Raw genomic sequence first — 16,941 nt, 5'->3', positions numbered from 1 at the left:
TTAAGCCGCGCCGCGAAGCGGCGTCGGCTTGGACGAATTGTTAGGCCTCACCCGGGAAGTCGGTAGATGACCAACTCCGTGTTGTGGGCGGTTTGCCCCACGCACTCGGCCCTGTACTGAACCCCGGGCTCGACAAGCACAACCGTTTCGCGGGTCATAGTGAAGGGAAACAAGTAGCACTTGGCCGCAACGTGGTAGCTACCCGCCGGCACGATGACCGATCCGAAATCGTTGAGGTTTTCGCTGCGCGGCGGTTGATCGGCCCAAATTCGGACTAGGGTTGCAACGGATCCTTGACCGGCGGGGTTCACAAAAGCTCGAATTGCTCCGTTCGCCTTCTGTTCTTGCTTCTCGTCCTTCAACGCCGCGCGGATCGTTCCCGCATCTTCGGCACGCACGTCCGGGCTCCAGATGAGCGCCGGGTGATCGGCGGCTGGAACTGCTCCAGCCACCGCGAATGCGAGTACTGCAACACATTGCTTCATCACGCTTCCCTTTGAAGTTGGTATGAGGCCTAACACCTGAGTTAAGCCGCGCCGCGACGCGGCGTCGGCTTGGACGAATTGTTAGGCCACTTTAAGCGACGAACAGACGCCCGCGAGCACACCGGGTGCAGCGGACTCCGGCACCTTAGGATCGGCAGCGACGATCGTGATGACTAACAGGCGTTCACCAGCTTTCGTAACGAGATAGTAGGTGACATGACCGTCCAGCTTTGATCCCCATTCGCTGTGCGGTACAGCTGAGGCGCGGCAAACCTCGGAAGCGACGACGACTGCGCCTGCCCGTTCGAGGTAGAGCTGCTCAGACGCCTTGAAGGATTGGACGGGATCAACACCCGCGCCCGAGGGAATGGGGAGGAGCATGATTTGCATGAGGGCACCGTCGATCTCCGCAAACGCCCGATCTCCGTCCTTCGCTGTTCGAACTGAAGTGCCCGGAACATTGAACGAAAACGGCTCGCCCTCTTCAGCGCCTCGGAACAGGAACCCGCCCTCAGACCTGTCCATCTTCAGCCACGCCGCAGATGCCGGAAGAGCGGCGAAAAGAACCAGCCCGAGCCAAAGACGTTTCATAAGTGGCCTAACACCTGAGTTAAGCCGCGCCGCAAAGCGGCGTCGGCTTGGACGAATTGTTAGGCGGCATTATTCCACCTCACGGTTTGGCGGATTAGAGCCGCACCAAGCAAGCGATTCGCGGAAAACATCCTCGAGCGAGAGGTACCAACAGTCGTCCGTGCCCATTGACTGACGCGGCCCTCTCCAGAACATGCCCCAAGGATATTCGGGACCGAATCCATGTTCCGAGTAGGGAAACGCGAGACTTGTCTCCGGATCATAGGCAACGACCCAGCAAGGATAGGTTTGCTCCGGATCGCCGTAGTCCCAGCCGACACGTTCACAGTGGACAGGGACAAGAAGCTCTCTGATGCGAGTGACGAGGTCCGGCTGAGCGATCCTTTCGAGCTCGCGTGCGACAAGTGCTTCAACGTCTGCGGAAGTGGTTGGCATGCCGCCTAACACCTGAGTTAAGCCGCGCCGCGAAGCGGCGTCGGCTTGGACGAATTGTTAGGCCCCACGTGCAGAACCTCAACGCCCGAGCACTTGAAAGTGCCGTCTAGGCCCACACACCCCTGTAGATCCACAAGCACCGGTTCGCCGGGTGAAATCCTCAGGCAATCAATGACGTTCTCTGACATGAAATGGGCGAGCTCGATTTCAGTGGCGCCCGTGAACCGTAGGGCGATAAGGGCATCCTTGTTCTGCGTTGCGTCGATGTAGTAGATCGACATCTCGATTACTCCCGACGTGTCCCACCCAAAGTTCACGATCTTTGCGTCGTCAAAGGTCGGCCAGTAGCCGAAGATGCTTTCTACGAGTTCGGACTGCTTGATCATTCGTGTGGGGCCTAACACCTGAGTTAAGCCGCGCCGCGAAGCGGCGTCGGCTTGGACGAATTGTTAGCAGTCAACCCGATCGATCGAGGCGACAAGTATTTCTGCCGGCGAGCCGGAAAGGTGGCCGCAGCCGCCAAACCGCGGGTCAGGGGCGTGGATGGTGCCTAGAACCATAACCGGGTGCCCGTTGAGCCGCCCGAGGCCCCGTTCGTTGAGCTTGACGCTGCCGAAGCCTGCGCTGAGCCAGATGCTGGAGCTAGCTTGGCCGAACGGATCGGCATCTCGGTGCTCCGACGCGGGGTAGTGCCAGAGCGCGACATGCTCGAACTCGAAACGCAGGATGCCGCGCACGCAGACAGGACTGCCGTCCAAGCCGCCGAGCTGGTCGAGTACTTCGTTCACGGACAGCGAATCTGCCATTGACTGCTAACACCTGAGTTAAGCCGCGCCGCGAAGCGGCGTCGGCTTGGACGAGTTGTTAGGGCCCAAGCCTAGCGCAAACGCAGCAACGGCCTGAGCGGCGGGCTGCGTTGCAGTTTGAAGCAGTAAATGCGGCCCCGGCAGCCTGACCGTTTGGCAGTGCGGCAGGCCCGCAGACAGTTGTGCAGACGCCGATCGGGCCAGCAGCCGATCGCGGGTAGCCCGAAGCTGCAGTACGGGAACAGCGACGGCGCGGAGCAGGTTCGAGACATCGATGCGGAGCGCCGCCTCCGCCCGCGCCCGAAGTGCGACCGGACTAACGGAGCGCAGAGCAGCGCCGAGCTGCGCCTGTAGTTGCGGTGTGGCCCATTGGCCGAGCAGCGACCAGGACAACAGCGACATCGGTGGCGTGGCCGGTGCGAATCGAACGAGCGGCGCAAGAGCAGAAAGACCGCCGACTGGCGCCCGCGCGAAGGTGGTGGAAAGCACCAGGCCGACAAGGCCGGGCGGAGGATCCGCGGCGATGCGAATTGCCAAGGGACCAGAGAAAGACTCGCCGAGCAGGATGAACGGCGCCGACGGAAACTGCGCGCGGGCAAAGGGATCCAGCTCGCTGTAACCCAACGGACGATCCCGCGGATACGTGACCGCTGAAGCAGGAACGCCAAGGGCTTCTAGCGCAGAGCAGAACCCTTCAAGCAGTGCGCCGGTGCCATCCAGGCCGGGAAGAACCACGACTGCTGTCATGTCGCCTCTTGGGCCCTAACACCTGAGTTAAGCCGCGCCGCGAAGCGGCGTCGGCTTGGACGAATTGTTAGGCCTCAAAGCCAGGAAGCTTGGCCGAGGACCACTCGCTTGTAGTAGCCGAGATTGGCCCGGAAGGCGGCGACGGCACCCATGCCGTAACCCACCACACGCGAGTACCTACCCAAACCGACGAGCTCGAAAAGAAACACTAGTGCCATAGCGATCAAGAAATAAGAGATCGCTTGCCGCCAAAGTCCTTTAGCGGGGAAGTAGACCGGCCAGAAGAAGAATGCGGGCCAGTTGCGATTCACCAAATTGCGCTCGGCCTTGTCTAGGTCGCGAAGCTTCGTTAGACGGGCACCGCCCGCCTTCTCGATTGCGCGGAACCTAGCCTTCCACTTCGGGGAGACATCGAGGGCGTCGATCGCACTCGCCTTTGGCGGAAGAGGTGGTGGCGTGACCACCAGATTGGTGCGTGGGGGCGAGTAGGGCGAGTGCGAGTTATACGGGTCAGTCATGTTCTTTCCATTGAGGCCTAACACCTGAGTTAAGCCGCGCCGCGAAGCGGCGTCGGCTTGGACGAATTGTTAGTGCCCACGCGCCGGGATATTGGACCGCTGCTCCACGTCGCGAAAGTCTCGCATGAAAGGCCGGGACGCGAGATAGGCGGAGCAGGGCGCCGTAGGCGCCCCGAAAGGCCAGGATGGTGACGACGCGAGCATCGATGTGGCCGGCAAGTTGGCGCCGCCACTCGTACGCGAGACGAGCTTAGACAGTTTGAGCGGCGCGAGCTTGCAGCCATGAACCTGCAGGCCGATGCAGCCGTGAGCGATGAAGCGCGAGGAGCGATTAGCCCGACGACCGAAGAGCATCCCGGCGTGGGCGCTAACACCTGAGTTAAGCCGCGCCGCGAAGCGGCGTCGGCTTGGACGAATTGTTAGGCGCCAACCTGGATGCCGCGCCGACGCAATCGATTTAGCTCCTCTACAACAGGGTGACGACTAAACCCTCGGAACCACCGGTGACGCGGCGCGAAGATGATCTTTTTCCCGAACCCAGTGTCGTGCTTGAAGTGCAGCCAAACAAGCTCCGGATTGATGAAAACGCTTCCGCTCACACGTTCGAGATCGGAGATGGGAACGATAATCTCGCGCCGGAAGTTCGAAATTACCAGCGAGTCGCCGCGAAGAGAAACCCTTTTGAGCCCAATGGCGAGCGTGTAGATCACCGCTGAGCCAATTGTAAAAAGCGACAAAAAGATGGGTGCTTCAGGGGACCGCTTGACTAGGAGCGTCAGCGTGCCGGATCCAAATATAACAATCCAGAGCGCCGGAAAGACGAACTTGTGGGCGACGGTTTGGGACGAGGACAAGGGTCGCATTGCGCCTAACACTTGAGTTAAGCCGCGCCGCGAAGCGGCGTCGGCTTGGACGAATTGTTAGGCCGCGACTCTACTGAAGCCGCGACCGGTAACTGCAACTGCACCGACTAGACTGGCCACGATCAGCGTGAGCCACCACCACGTGACTGCAATGCCGGCCGCATGGCAAAGAGTTGAACAGCCGGCTTGGCAATGCGTCGTAGCCCATTGCACTAGTGGATCGAGCGCAAAGGCCACCCCGAGCGACGAAGCCCCGACTATCACTGCGAGAAGAAACAGCACCGTCAATGCTGTGCGATACATGGTTTCGATTCCTGCGAAGCCGTTACGTACGGGGAAGCTCGTGACTTCCGCTTGCGGCCGAGCTCCGCTAGCGGCCTAACACCTGAGTTAAGCCGCGCCGCGAAGCGGCGTCGGCTTGGACGAAGTGTTAGGTTTCTGGCGACTAACTCGCGAGAGCCCGCCGCCGAGCCACGCACCGACGAGCGTGGCCGCGAAGGTGAATGCAAGAACCGGCAGTTGAATGGACAGAAATGTCCCCGCACTGATGGGCAGCGCGACCGACTGTATGCGGTAGCTCCAGACCAGCACGAACAAGCTGGGCAGCAGCCAAAGCATCATTGCCCAAGGCAAGAAACGCCGCCGCGCGAGCCAGCCGCCCACCAGCATGGCGACGAAGTAAGGCGTGGCGGAATAGCCGGCGATAGCCCAAGGGTAGAAGCGTGGTTCAAGGCCGAGCCACGGCATTTGCCCGAGTGGCCGTAGTGCCATCTGTACAGCGGCATACACCACAACGGCCGCGAGGGCTCCGAGCAGCTGACGCTTCATCTGCGATCTCCTATCTACAGAAACCTAACACCTGAGTTAAGCCGCGCCGCGAAGCGGCGTCGGCTTGGACGAATTGTTAGGCCGGAACCACGTTCTTGCACTCGGAAGCACGAGAAGCGCAGTTGCGACGGAACATGCAACGGTTTGTGCGATAGCAAAGGTAAGGGTAGTTAGAGGCGGAAGATGGGTTAGATACCACGGGAGCGAAAGAAGACCGAACAACCCGAAGAACACCTGCAGCCGCCAAGCCCAGCGCCGCCCGCGCCAAATTGATAACAGGTACCACGCGACTAGCCAACCACACAGGCCCCAGACCACAAATGCGCCGACAGGGGCGGAGGTGGCACGTTGCACAAGCAGATTGGCGAAGCCGGCAAGGCAGGAAGCTGCGCTGATCAGCACAGATGCGGTCACTTCTTTCGGGCGCTGGGTATCTGACATTTACGGCCTAACACCTGAGTTAAGCCGCGCCGCGAAGCGGCGTCGGCTTGGACGAATTGTTAGGCAGCAACACGATCATGTTTGCTTACTCATCCAGCTCGTCCAGCATCGCCAAGATCTTCGGATCAGCGGGCCTTCGGTGCAGCCAGCACCGCCAGGCATAGAAGAACATGAGCGCAGCGAACCCGAATACCATCAAGAGCATCGTGTAGTCACTTCGCGATCGACGGCCCCACTCCAACGTTTCGAGTGAGAAGTCTGCTCCGGGCAGAAGCGTGACGCCATACGCTGAGACCATCAAGCCGACCATGGCGGCAATTAGGCTCTTGATGATGTTCGTCATGCGAAAGGTCCCCTGTGCTGCCTAACACCTGAGTTAAGCCGCGCCGCGAAGCGGCGTCGGCTTGGACGAATTGTTAGGGCTCACCCAAGGACCGCAGGCCAACCCACACAAGGCGCCACTCACGGCGCCGGTCGTTGGCTGTACCCAGTCCAGCGTGCCTCCGTAGTTCTGAACTGCACGCAATACCAGCTGGAATAGGATGCAAGCAGTTGCGCCTAAGGCGGCGCCCAGTAGTGCCCGCTGGAGCGCGCGCATGTTCTTTCCCGCAGCGACAAACCCAAACGCGAGGCCCGTAATGGCGGCGGGAATAGAGCCCAGAAGGTACGCGCCGAATATGAGGAACACATAGACCAGGCTCATGCCGGGGGACCAGAGGTCAGACAGCGAAGTGGACCCGGGAGAGCTCAGCGACATGTACGCAAGGAAGATGGCCGCACCACATATGGGCCCTATTGCGGCGAAGACTGCGGCGTATGCGACAAGACTTGCGAGACGCCTCATGTGAGCCCTAACACCTGAGTTAAGCCGCGCCGCGAAGCGGCGTCGGCTTGGACGAATTGTTAGGCGGCCAGCTCATGCTGCTCATATACATTGCCGTACCTTGAGATGAGGCCCTTCGGCCCGAGCATGCCAAGGGTGACAAACGGGTTGGGGCTAGATATTTGACCGGCTTTGCGTGCCAGGAGGAACTGCTCTTTGGAGATCAGGCCCAGCCGAAATGGCCGGTAGTCAGGACAGAGCTGGATGAGCATGAGTTGGTCCCAAGGCTCCTTGAGGCGCACGGACCGGCCGAGTTGGTTCTCTGCGGAGATCACCTTGACTTGAGTCCGCAGTTCTCCTTCGATGAGATCGAATCCGGCATTCGACAAGCCGACAACTTTGGTCGGGGTTTGCCCCAAGTGTTCCAGGAATCGCAACGCGATGAACTCGCCGAAGCGGCCCACGATGTTGTCATTCCCTGCGAATCGATCAGGGTGCTTTCGGCCGAGCGCAATCAATTCCGCTCGGGCACGGAAGTAGTTCTCTACTGCTTTCTGAATTTCGAGGTCTGACATAGTTTCCTGGCCGCCTAACACCTGAGTTAAGCCGCGCCGCGAAGCGGCGTCGGCTTGGACGAATTGTTAGGGCGCATATATCTGACTATCGCGATCTGGGCAACCTGGAGCAGCTTCTTGGTAACGCCGGTTGAGGACTTCGAGCCAATAGCGCTTGTACGCGTTGTTGCTCGCCATGCGAGTAAACGGGTACGCGATGGGCATGATGCGGTTCAACATTCGCGAAGGATGACACTGGACGAGGACCGGTATCAGTAGGAACGGCAGTGCCAGGTATGCAGCGGCGAGAAGTAGAGCGATCGGCAAGAGAGGGCGCGCTGCAAGGCTGCGCTTCTTGTGTCCACTCGCGGAGATCTTGCCCATGCGCCCTAACACCTGAGTTAAGCCGCGCCGCGTAGTGGAGGTAAACGTAGGGCAAGCTTTTTCTGCCCTATGTTTGCCGGAACGAAGCGGTGTCGGCTTGGACGAATTGTTAGGCCCCGAACTGCGATGCCCAGAAGCCCGACCATTCTTCGGGCTCAGGATAGGCCTGCCGAACCGTTAACCGTACGGCGCGCGGCTGACGTGACCACCAGACGCCAAACTCTTCGATGTACGACTCGCCTTGACCCATGCGCCAGCCAGACGATGCGCGGCGCAGGTTCGGATACTTGGCGAATGGCGGCCGCATGTGCCCGGATGAGTCCAGCGATGGAATCTCTGGATCCGGCCAGGGTGCTGACGGGAGCGATTCACTTGCCATCGGGGCCTAACACCTGAGTTAAGCCGCGCCGCGAAGCGGCGTCGGCTTGGACGAATTGTTAGGCCGCGGCTGTGATTCGCTGCGCTACCAAGAGGTCACGGCCGACAAGCGTGGTAGGTCCGGAGTATCAGTATGACTCTTCGTTGTTGGGTTTTGCCGGAAGCAGACCTCCGACCAAGAGCATCATTAATCCCGGAATGCTCCATTTAAGCGCGCCCACCACAGCGACGAATAACAGGAACACGATCATGATCGGCTCCATGCCGTTCGTGGCAGCGGGCCGATCATGTCCGTACGCCGAAAACAGCGAAACGAACGTAAAGAGCGCAGCGGCAATAACCCACGCCATGCCGAGGCGAATAAGAAGTCTTTTCATGTGACGTCCCGAATTATGCGCTGCTAGATCCGCACGGGAATCAGCCACAGCGCTTATCGTTAATGTAGTGAGCTCTCGCGTGGTGAAGGCCTGCAACAAGCGGCCTAACACCTGAGTTAAGCCGCGCCGCGAAGCGGCGTCGGCTTGGACGAATTGTTAGGCGGCATCATAGGCGCTCCAAGGTGCGCGCCGGTTTGCCTAAGACGGCCGCGATCTTGTTGCGCTGCTCGAGCACGATGGCGGCACCTTCGGCCTGTTTCTCCGGGCTGCTCGAAAAAAAAACAGCGGCTCAGTGGCTTCGACGATCTTCCGCACCTCCTCGATTGCCGGCGCCTTGCTTTCCCACGAGACGAAGTCGTCCCACTCCAAGGGATAACGGAGGTTGTCGTCCAGGAATCCGTCGAGCAGCGAAACCAGTTCGGACAGGGTTGCGACTTCCCCTTGACGCAGGTGCACATGCGACGAGTTCCGCAACCAGCTCTTCAAGGCTTTAAACATTTGTCCGCCGCTAGAAAGTTGCCATGCCGCCTAACACCTGAGTTAAGCCGCGCCGCGAAGCGGTGTCGGCTTGGACGAATTGTTAGGGCGCATGCTACTCCGACGGCGCATGCCCTTGACGCGGATCGGCGAGCAGGATGACCTCTCCGCCGGACGAGCGTGCCCGCACTGTTCCGCCAGCGCGGTATTCCCATGACCAAGTCTCGCCAGGCACTTCCGCTACACCGCGCACCCAGCACGGGCCGGTTTCATAGCGGTCGTGGATCTGCCGAGCAGAGACGACGACCACGCGTGCCAGAAGCTTGGAAGCAGCTGCATTGGTAATCGGCAGGTCCGGACAGCTCATGCCTAGAGCGTCGTTGCCGGTGCCGACAACACGCACACCTCGGAGCGGGCCGAATGGGCTGGCCGCCATGCAGGTGTTGGCGACTAGAGAAGCAAGAAACAACAAACCCCAAGCATGTCGCTTCATGCGCCCTAACACCTGAGTTAAGCCGCGCCGCGAAGCGGGCGTCGGCTTGGACGAATTGTTAGGTGGCGAGCACCCTCAAGTAGTTTGCCACGAACACCGAGAACGACTCCGCGACCGTGCTGGTGGTCCCGCGCTCGACGTTGACGATTCGCGGCTCGCCGGCGCGGCATACCGAGTAGTCCATGCAATAACCACCGTCCTCGTGCAGCAGAACAACCCAGTGCGATTCGGGGAGTTCCGGCAGGCTCGCCTTCAACTGGGCCGTATCAAAAATAATATTTCCGCCTTCAGGCGCACACGGGTCGTTGCCGATGATTCCGCTCAGATGCACGTCTGCAAGCGAGACACAGCCAAACTCTTGTAGGTACGCGCGAACGGAGGATGGCAAAGGCTGACCGATCTGTTCCTCCAGCCGCTGTATGGATGCGACGCTGGCTGGCTCGCCTATGTAAACATCAATGCCGCGGCTTCTCGCGCTTTCGACGACTGCGGCTATCGAGTCTGCTTCCATCGCCACCTAACACCTGAGTTAAGCCGCGCCGCGAAGCGGCGTCGGCTTGGACGAATTGTTAGGCAGCGCCCAGTTCTGCCGCATGCGCGTGTGCGTATTGGCTAAGCAACTGCCAGATGTGTTCGTTGCCGCAGATCTTATCGCTCAAGGCCATGAGCTGGCTCTCGCAGCTGCCGCCTTCCAGGAAGGTGCGGCGCTCAGTTTCCTGCACGTGGCTTCCGGGAACGGAAAAAGCTTGGCCGCCAGAGCGATGGCCTCAGCTGCGTCGGCCGCACCGATGCGCAGGTACGCCGCTGAAAAGACCGAGTACCGGGGTGAGCCCGGGAAATCACTGTAGAAAAAGTACGGCAGCCCACCGTTATCGATGATGCCTTGTGCGCTGTACACGATTACGACGGTACGAGCGGGCTCAGACGGGCGATTGATATCGCCGCCGACCGCCTCAAGCGCCTCAAAGGCTCGCTCGGACAGGCTCTCGAGCTCGATGTTGTCCATTGCGCTGCCTAACACCTGAGTTAAGCCGCGCCGCGTAGTGGAGGCAAACATAGGGCAAGCTTCTTCTGCCCTATTTTTGCCGGAACGAAGCGGTGTCGGCTTGGACGAATTGTTAGCGCTCAAGCTAGCAAAGCTGGGCCAACGAACACCGTCAGCAGCCCGAGCACCACGCCGGATATCGCGAGCCGCATCGCGGACTTCGGCGTGCGCATTGCCAGCGCGAGCGGGACTAACCCGAAAAAGAACATGGCGAGCCCGAAAGCATGCGCCGGCGCGCTTCCAGCGGCCCGGCGTGACCATAGCGGCTCCATCGCTCCGCGGCGTGGCCGCTGGCAAGCGCGAGCAGCCCCAGGCCAGAAACGATCAAGGTCATCGCCAGTGCGAGTAGCCGTACCGAGACCGGAGCTGGCAGTCGGAGGGCGGGACGTTGTTCCATGAGCGCTAACACCTGAGTTAAGCCGCGCCGCGAAGCGGCGTCGGCTTGGACGAATTGTTAGGGCCCAAGCTTGCGAGCCCCAAGCCGACCAAAGCTGCGACGGCGCTCCGCCCCAAGCTCGCTGGATCGATCAAATCCTTCGCCGACGCGTGGAAAACGACGAGCGACGCAGCAGCATCCAGGATTTGTACGATCAAGAATGCGGCGGCGACATGTACCCAGCGCCGCGAAGGCAGGGGCGCGGCTAGGCGCCAGTACAGCAGCGCTCCGACGATTCCTGCGGCGATGCGACGAACAAGCCGCGCATTGGCAATGGCCTCTTCCATGGTGGCGCCATAGAGATTCCAGTGCGCCATGCTCAGCCCACTCAGTAGGGCAACGAGATTCGCTGCCACGAGGATTAGAAGCGACCACGCAATGACGCGACCCCACCGAAAACCTCGGGGTGCGGTGTGCTCAATATTGGTGGTTGCGTTATAGGGGTTCATCTTGGGCCCTAACACCTGAGTTAAGCCGCGCCGCGAAGCGGCGTCGGCTTGAACGAATTGTTAGGCAGCAGCTCGGCTGTACAGCAGAGCGATCCACCTGAGTTGGAGTTTGTCATACCAACCCAAGCCGGGAATGTGCACTCCAAGTAGGACACGCTCAAGCGTAAGCCGCGCGACAAAGGGTCGGGCGAACAAGACAAAAACGAACAGCAGCAAAAGTGTGAATAGGACGAGTAGCAAAGCGACGCCGGCAACGCTCGCCAACAGCTGAGCTTTCGCCGCCCAACTAGTTAAGCTGCAGCCGCCTTGCGGACACGGCCAGAACGAGCGAAGCGCCACGGAAAACGCCAATGCAATAGCGCCGCCAACAGAGAACAGCGCAGCTACGGATCCGATCAGGTTTTCCTTTCGAGTCATCTGGATCTAGCCCTGCTGCCTAACACCTGAGTTAAGCCGCGCCGCGAAGCGGCGTCGGCTTGGACGAATTGTTAGAGCCCACGGTTGCGAGCCCTCCAGCCCAGTTTTTCACGCGCGTCGATCTTGCCTTGGTCGCACCAGCGGATAAAGCGAAGATCTATAGCGAACAACACAATAGCCAGCGGCAGCAGACCCAGGGCAAACAGCAGCTTCTTGTGATCTGCGTCGAAATGCGTGAACCAGTCCAGCTTGAGCAGCGGGCTAAGTAAAACAGGCGAGACGAAGAACGAGGCCATGTAGGCGAGGGAGAAGAGCAAGTACCGGTACATCCACCGGCGCCCGAGCTTGAGGCTATCGATGCTCTCCTCGCTCGTTCTAATCGCCGCGATCCGTCCGTGCGCGGCTAGGCCCGCGAAACCTGCCACAAGCGTGTGTAGCGTCCAGAGCGTAATTAGGTCCATGTGGGCTCTAACACCTGAGTTAAGCCGCGCCGCGAAGCGGCGTCGGCTTGGACGAATTGTTAGGTGCCATGCTACGCCAGACGGCTGATAGATCTTCCACGACGCGAAGGCGGGTCTTGGGCGATTTGACCGAGCCTGGCAGCCGGCTAAGCCAATGACTGTTCGGCCCGTGACCACCCGGGCGCGCGGCGGAGAGTCGACGAGTTGTAGGAAGCGGTACGAGCGCAAGAACACGAATGGCTTCCGCTAGCTGCGCGGCAGACGAGAAGACGAATACAAAGCGCTGCGTTTCGATGCACAGCAGCGGAAAGCCCTTCGCACCGTCCGGTTCGGGCGCAGCTGGCAAGTACTCTGAGGCCGAACGCCAGTCTTCGCCTTCGGTCTCGATGTGCACCCAGTACGCCATTGGCGCATCGCGCCAGTCGGCTGTGTATTCAATCCAGTGCCGAGGCAGCTTCTTCATGGCACCTAACACCTGAGTTAAGCCGCGCCGCGAAGCGGCGTCGGCTTGGACGAATTGTTAGGTCTCACCCGCAAAAGCGAGAAGACGCGCAACATTTGTCTTGAATGTCGCCTTCGGATCCGACGCTGGTTGTCCGGGATCCGTAAAGCCCATGTATTGATGGTAGAGCTGCTTATCGATCTCGCGGCCACCGGGCCCAAGGCGGTAGTTAGACCAGGCGCGGTCGTACGAACGGCGGGCACGCCACAACATGTAAGGGCGAAACTCCGCGGCTGCTCGCTGGAGCGCTGGAAAAATCTCCCGAAGGTGGCTGTCTATGTCGCGCGGCCAGTTGGACGGGACCGGATAGAGGCCAGCGAAGGACTCAAGCAGCGCAGCGCGGTACTTCGCAGCAGCAGATCTACGAGCATTCTTGCGATGGACGTGCAGCAACAGCAAGCCGCTGATCAGTACTCCGAGGAGAGTAGCTACGGGTGCCGGGATATCGATCATCTGTCTGTGAGACCTAACACCTGAGTTAAGCCGCGCCGCGAAGCGGCGTCGGCTTGGACGAATTGTTAGGCCTCACTGCCAAAACTTCCACTTGGGCTTTGTGCGAGGCAACTCAATTCCTTTGGCCCGCGTTGCCAGGAACGCCAGGTACTTGGGGTCATCGTTCTGAAAAGCCTCGTGACCAGCGCCCATATATGCCCGCATAAGCTCATCCGCCGCACGGTCAAGATTCTGGAGCTCGTACTGGCACTGGCCGAGGCGTAGGTGAAGGAACGGGTTTCCGAGTGCATCCGGGCAGTGCATGGCGTGGGCAAGATTGTCACGCCCTGCAACAAAATCGCCGCTCAGGAAGTTGGCGTCGCCTACGGCCGCTAGGATCCATGTAGCGGCTTCCCACTCTTCTTTCGGATCGGGGAGCAGATCCCAGGCAGACCAGTAGGCGGCCAATGCACCAGAGTAGTCGCCTGCCTCCGCACGCTTGTCGCCGAGCGCGCAGAGCCTATCAAGCTCTGCACCAGTTTCAGCCGAAAGTTCAGACACCGTGACCCTCCGTGTGAGGCCTAACACCTGAGTTAAGCCGCGCCGGGTAGCGGCGTCGGCTTGGACGAATTGTTAGGGCGCACCGTTGGGATACCACGCTTCTAGCCCCGTGGCACCGCGACCATCCCGCGACCCCGGTCCGCAGCTGGCAACTGAATAGTTGTCGTAATTCACGGTCATCTTGCAGTTGAACGCTGGCGCGTTCGAATACTTGACCTGCAAAAGATGCACCTCGTCTGGCCCGCAGGCCACCGGGGTAGCCACGCCCCGAGCCGTCTTGCCGCCAACGACCCTGAGCAGCTGGTAGCGGTTTCCTACACGTTTCACCTTTAGCCTGCCGGAGTAAACCTGACCCGTTCGTCGCCGCTCTCCGATGACGTAATAGTCCTCGTCAACAGGAAACGTCGCGAGCTCGGGTCGAACCGGGACGCAGAACGCACGGATGGGCAGCGGTGGCGGCGGGACCACAGCCGTAGCGACCTGCAGCAATAGCGAAAGAATCATGTGTGCGCCCTAACACCTGAGTTAAGCCGCGCCGCGAAGCGGCGTCGGCTTGGACGAATTGTTAGATTGCGTGCGACTGTGCGCGAACAACTCTAAGTGCTCCGCCAACTCCAAGGCTCTGGCGCGAGTTTTAAGCATGAGCCCGCGGCGGTAGGAAATCGCCCCCTCTGCACCGTAGAGCACCGTTAGGTCTCCATGGCTTTCGACGAACGCGCGTTCCGCAGCGACAGCTTCGCTCCATGCCGCCTGCGCTTGGCGAGTAGTAGGCCGTCTTTTCGAGGCAGCTTGGCCATCAGTTCGCGGTAACTCGAATTCATGGACGTGCGCCACTGCTGATCCGCCCGGCTGACACAAGCCGACCAGACCGCGAGCTGTGAGCCATCCCAATCGTTCTCGCATTCGGCGAACGCCACATCGATGGGATCATTCAACGTGTCGCTATGGGAAATGGACGTCTGAGCTTCCGCGCGCCCGGCAAACAAGAAAGAAGATGCTACGAGCAGGCAGACGTATCTCATCAGCAATCTAACACCTGAGTTAAGCCGCGCCGCGAAGCGGCGTCGGCTTGGACGAATTGTTAGGGCGCAAGCTGCGGCACATCACTCGCACCCGACACCATCATTATCGCGGTCTAGCTTCGGAGCGTATCCCGGATCTCCGCGGTGCACCGGTGCCGCGCCAGCCGCGCGGGCTTCCGAGCAGTTAGCGAACGGGCGCGATCCAGCTGCGCCCCGACCGGTTGGCGCGAAGCTCTGGGTGGGCACGCGCGATGAGGAGTTACCGGAGCCGTTGCCGCGGTGGCAGTGGTATTCGCCGGTCTTGCGGTTGTTGTGACATCCCTCGGCGTTAAGCGCTCCGGGATGGGATTGCGCAAGCGTGGGCAACAGCAAGATGGCGAGGCTAGAGGCTAGTGATAGAGCACAGCGCATGTAGCCTCCCATTGCGCCCTAACACCTGAGTTAAGCCGCGCCGCGAAGCGGCGTCGGCTTGGACGAATTGTTAGGGGGCGGCATGTGGACCCGCAAAGTACATACGCGTTTTGACACTGAGTAACGCCCAAACGTTGATACAGAGTTCGAGCACGCTGCGAACAACATTTGCGGCCAGCTTTGGGGTGGTATACCCGACCGCCGCGTGGCCGAGCAGAAGCGCGTTTTGAACCAAGATGCTTCCGTAGAAAGCCACGGCTGCCGCGAGCATGAGTTGCCGGCCGCGAGGGCGCCCGAGCAGCGCCAGCACAGACGAGGCAATCAGGAAGCCCGCACTGATGGCGCCAAAGGCGACCGTGCCGCCGCCCAGCCGAGCCTCATCGGGCACGCGGTCGGAGAGCGAGATGAAAGCTACCGTGGCCAAGCTAACGAGGCCAACCAACACATTCATAAGTGCCGCGGCCCAAAGGCGCTTTGGTCGGCTGAACTGCGAAGTAGTCACATCTGCCCCCTAACACCTGAGTTAAGCCGCGCCGCGAAGCGGCGTCGGCTTGGACGAATTGTTAGGCCCCGCCCGAGTGATCAGCGACCGCCTTTGAGCAGCTGAGAGTACCTGCCCGTAAGGTCACTGGCGAGTTCACCTGACTCTATTGCGGAGCGCAGCTCGGCCGGCAACGCAGCCGGTGAGAGCGCTTGCGCGAGTTCTCGGATATGGATAAGTGCCGCAGTGCGATGCGCTTCCGCCTGCTGCGGAGTGTGGCCCGCCCACGCCTCGCCCTTGTCGTTGTACGTGGCGAGGGAATCGAGTGCTCGATAGAGCTTCGCCTTGCGACTGAAGAGCATTGCGGGGCCTAACACCTGAGTTAAGCCGCGCCGCGAAGCGGCGTCGGCTTGGACGAATTGTTAGGTGCCAGCCGAGTTAGCCAGCACCTTGAAGCAATAGTAGGTGGCGACCGAAAAGCAGGCCATAGCACCGAGGTCCGCAGCGAGGTCTATGGAGTATTTGTCCGAGAGCCAGTGGGCTCCACGGTAGCGACGCGTTGCCTGATAGCTGGGCTCGCTTTCACCGTAATAGCAAGCCCACATCACTGACTTGTTGATTGCCGCGAGTGCTACTTGCAGGAAGACACCGAATAGGAAAAGGAAACCTATCGTCGGGAGCAGGCCGGACTTGGCAAGCGCCTGCCAGATTTCCTTTTGGCTCATGAAGAGCGCTGGCGCGCCAATTCCGTATGCGACCAACCACGTTCGCAGTACGGAAGAGTGCTGCGCGTAACTTTCGAAGTGCCCGCCAGACTCTTGCGCGTGTGCCGCCTGTGCCACCACTGGCGCCGACTTCTGGGGCCTCGCTTTCTTTGCGGCCATCCTTGTGTTTCCCCTGGCACCTAACACCTGAGTTAAGCCGCGCCGCGAAGCGGCGTCGGCTTGGACGAATTGTTAGGTGGCACCGCTAATCTGGTTGGTATTCCCAAGTGCTGTGCTCGAAGTTGTAGGAGTAGATATCGAAAGGCACGAATGTGGACGGGTAAAAGAGGAACGGCCCCTTTTCTCCGAGGACGTAGCCTACGCGCCACTGCGGATCGAGCGGACGGCCTACAGCTTTCAAAGAAGGAGGGTAGGCCCCGTTCGCTTGTCGGTAGGCAGTGACGGCGTTTGCTGCTGCTTGGCCGGCTAGCCGCGCGGCGTGCTTGTAGTAGGTGTGAGTGGCAAACAGCGAGGCGAGCGTAACCGCCCAGATTGCGACGCGTGTCGCTCGATGCCGCCGACTCAGCGGCTCGCGCCACGCCAAGTAGGCATTCACGACGGCCCATATAAAAACCATGGGCGTGACAAAAAACAGGAACATCCCCGCGTGCGCTTGCCCCATGAGAAGAGCCGCGATGGCGCACGCGACGAGAGTGGAGAGAAATGGCTTCAGCTTCATTGATGTGTCCGTGCCGCCTAACACCTGAGTTAAGCCGCGCCGCGAAGCGGCGTCGGCTTGGACGAATTGTTAGGCCTGTTG

The 16,941-nt window shown here is 60.3% G+C and carries 26 protein-coding genes; all 26 read right to left on the bottom strand.

Annotated elements, in window-relative coordinates:
* Positions 1-47: 47 nt before the first annotated feature.
* Entirely contained in the window at positions 48-398 is a 351-nt protein-coding gene (locus tag ACVWZN_RS08255) for a hypothetical protein (RefSeq protein WP_456953385.1), read from the bottom strand.
* A gap of 168 nt (positions 399-566) precedes the next feature.
* Positions 567-1,076, bottom strand: a complete 510-nt coding sequence (locus ACVWZN_RS08250) for a hypothetical protein (RefSeq protein WP_456953384.1) — start codon at positions 1,074-1,076, stop codon at positions 567-569.
* A gap of 452 nt (positions 1,077-1,528) precedes the next feature.
* Positions 1,529-1,897, bottom strand: coding sequence for an Imm50 family immunity protein (locus tag ACVWZN_RS08245; RefSeq protein WP_456953383.1), 369 nt, complete (start codon positions 1,895-1,897; stop codon positions 1,529-1,531).
* 63 nt (positions 1,898-1,960) lie between these two features.
* A complete protein-coding gene (locus tag ACVWZN_RS08240; protein WP_456953382.1) occupies positions 1,961-2,317 on the bottom strand; it encodes a hypothetical protein in 357 nt (118 codons plus the stop codon).
* 18 nt (positions 2,318-2,335) lie between these two features.
* Positions 2,336-3,064 carry an alpha/beta fold hydrolase gene (locus tag ACVWZN_RS08235; protein WP_456953381.1) on the bottom strand — a complete coding sequence of 243 codons (729 nt, stop codon included), beginning with the start codon at positions 3,062-3,064 and terminating at the stop codon, positions 2,336-2,338.
* Positions 3,065-3,138: 74 nt separating this feature from the next.
* Positions 3,139-3,582 carry a DUF2628 domain-containing protein gene (locus ACVWZN_RS08230; protein WP_456953380.1) on the bottom strand — a complete coding sequence of 148 codons (444 nt, stop codon included), beginning with the start codon at positions 3,580-3,582 and terminating at the stop codon, positions 3,139-3,141.
* A gap of 419 nt (positions 3,583-4,001) precedes the next feature.
* Positions 4,002-4,445 (bottom strand): hypothetical protein, encoded by a 444-nt coding sequence (locus ACVWZN_RS08225; protein WP_456953379.1) that lies wholly within the window; start codon positions 4,443-4,445, stop codon positions 4,002-4,004.
* Positions 4,446-4,835: 390 nt separating this feature from the next.
* A complete protein-coding gene (locus ACVWZN_RS08220; RefSeq protein WP_456953378.1) occupies positions 4,836-5,273 on the bottom strand; it encodes a hypothetical protein in 438 nt (145 codons plus the stop codon).
* A 526-nt stretch (positions 5,274-5,799) separates the two neighbouring features.
* Entirely contained in the window at positions 5,800-6,057 is a 258-nt protein-coding gene (locus tag ACVWZN_RS08215) for a hypothetical protein (protein WP_456953377.1), read from the bottom strand.
* A gap of 560 nt (positions 6,058-6,617) precedes the next feature.
* Positions 6,618-7,112, bottom strand: coding sequence for a hypothetical protein (locus ACVWZN_RS08210; protein WP_456953376.1), 495 nt, complete (start codon positions 7,110-7,112; stop codon positions 6,618-6,620).
* Between the two features lie 66 nt (positions 7,113-7,178).
* Positions 7,179-7,475: a hypothetical protein gene (locus tag ACVWZN_RS08205; protein ID WP_456953375.1), complete on the bottom strand. Its 297-nt coding sequence runs from the start codon at positions 7,473-7,475 to the stop codon at positions 7,179-7,181.
* Positions 7,476-7,981: 506 nt separating this feature from the next.
* On the bottom strand, positions 7,982-8,278 hold the full coding sequence (locus ACVWZN_RS08200) for a hypothetical protein (RefSeq protein ID WP_456953374.1): 297 nt from the start codon (positions 8,276-8,278) through the stop codon (positions 7,982-7,984).
* A 544-nt stretch (positions 8,279-8,822) separates the two neighbouring features.
* Complete coding sequence (locus ACVWZN_RS08195) at positions 8,823-9,200, bottom strand: hypothetical protein (protein ID WP_456953373.1); 378 nt, start codon at positions 9,198-9,200, stop codon at positions 8,823-8,825.
* 58 nt (positions 9,201-9,258) lie between these two features.
* On the bottom strand, positions 9,259-9,711 hold the full coding sequence (locus ACVWZN_RS08190) for an SMI1/KNR4 family protein (RefSeq protein ID WP_456953372.1): 453 nt from the start codon (positions 9,709-9,711) through the stop codon (positions 9,259-9,261).
* Between the two features lie 144 nt (positions 9,712-9,855).
* Positions 9,856-10,206 (bottom strand): DMP19 family protein, encoded by a 351-nt coding sequence (locus ACVWZN_RS08185; protein WP_456953371.1) that lies wholly within the window; start codon positions 10,204-10,206, stop codon positions 9,856-9,858.
* Between the two features lie 453 nt (positions 10,207-10,659).
* Positions 10,660-10,998 carry a hypothetical protein gene (locus tag ACVWZN_RS08180; protein WP_456953370.1) on the bottom strand — a complete coding sequence of 113 codons (339 nt, stop codon included), beginning with the start codon at positions 10,996-10,998 and terminating at the stop codon, positions 10,660-10,662.
* A gap of 620 nt (positions 10,999-11,618) precedes the next feature.
* Positions 11,619-12,008 carry a hypothetical protein gene (locus ACVWZN_RS08175; protein ID WP_456953369.1) on the bottom strand — a complete coding sequence of 130 codons (390 nt, stop codon included), beginning with the start codon at positions 12,006-12,008 and terminating at the stop codon, positions 11,619-11,621.
* 19 nt (positions 12,009-12,027) lie between these two features.
* Entirely contained in the window at positions 12,028-12,471 is a 444-nt protein-coding gene (locus ACVWZN_RS08170) for a hypothetical protein (RefSeq protein WP_456953368.1), read from the bottom strand.
* Between the two features lie 57 nt (positions 12,472-12,528).
* A complete protein-coding gene (locus ACVWZN_RS08165) occupies positions 12,529-12,963 on the bottom strand; it encodes a hypothetical protein (RefSeq protein ID WP_456953367.1) in 435 nt (144 codons plus the stop codon).
* Positions 12,964-13,035: 72 nt separating this feature from the next.
* On the bottom strand, positions 13,036-13,503 hold the full coding sequence (locus ACVWZN_RS08160) for a tetratricopeptide repeat protein (protein ID WP_456953366.1): 468 nt from the start codon (positions 13,501-13,503) through the stop codon (positions 13,036-13,038).
* Positions 13,504-14,192: 689 nt separating this feature from the next.
* Positions 14,193-14,438, bottom strand: a complete 246-nt coding sequence (locus ACVWZN_RS08155; protein WP_456953365.1) for a hypothetical protein — start codon at positions 14,436-14,438, stop codon at positions 14,193-14,195.
* Positions 14,439-14,606: 168 nt separating this feature from the next.
* Positions 14,607-14,936, bottom strand: a complete 330-nt coding sequence (locus ACVWZN_RS08150; protein ID WP_456953364.1) for an excalibur calcium-binding domain-containing protein — start codon at positions 14,934-14,936, stop codon at positions 14,607-14,609.
* 70 nt (positions 14,937-15,006) lie between these two features.
* Positions 15,007-15,387, bottom strand: coding sequence for a hypothetical protein (locus tag ACVWZN_RS08145; RefSeq protein ID WP_456953363.1), 381 nt, complete (start codon positions 15,385-15,387; stop codon positions 15,007-15,009).
* A gap of 131 nt (positions 15,388-15,518) precedes the next feature.
* Positions 15,519-15,779 carry a hypothetical protein gene (locus ACVWZN_RS08140; protein WP_456953362.1) on the bottom strand — a complete coding sequence of 87 codons (261 nt, stop codon included), beginning with the start codon at positions 15,777-15,779 and terminating at the stop codon, positions 15,519-15,521.
* 60 nt (positions 15,780-15,839) lie between these two features.
* Positions 15,840-16,301, bottom strand: coding sequence for a hypothetical protein (locus ACVWZN_RS08135; RefSeq protein WP_456953361.1), 462 nt, complete (start codon positions 16,299-16,301; stop codon positions 15,840-15,842).
* 85 nt (positions 16,302-16,386) lie between these two features.
* The gene (locus ACVWZN_RS08130; protein WP_456953360.1) at positions 16,387-16,860 is read right to left on the bottom strand and encodes a hypothetical protein; all 474 of its coding nucleotides are present in this window, start codon (positions 16,858-16,860) and stop codon (positions 16,387-16,389) included.
* Positions 16,861-16,941 lie beyond the last annotated feature (81 nt).

The organism is Lysobacter sp. HA35 (genome assembly GCF_054061195.1).
Note: the sequence above shows the minus strand (reverse complement) of the source record. Positions and strands in the feature narration are given on the sequence as shown.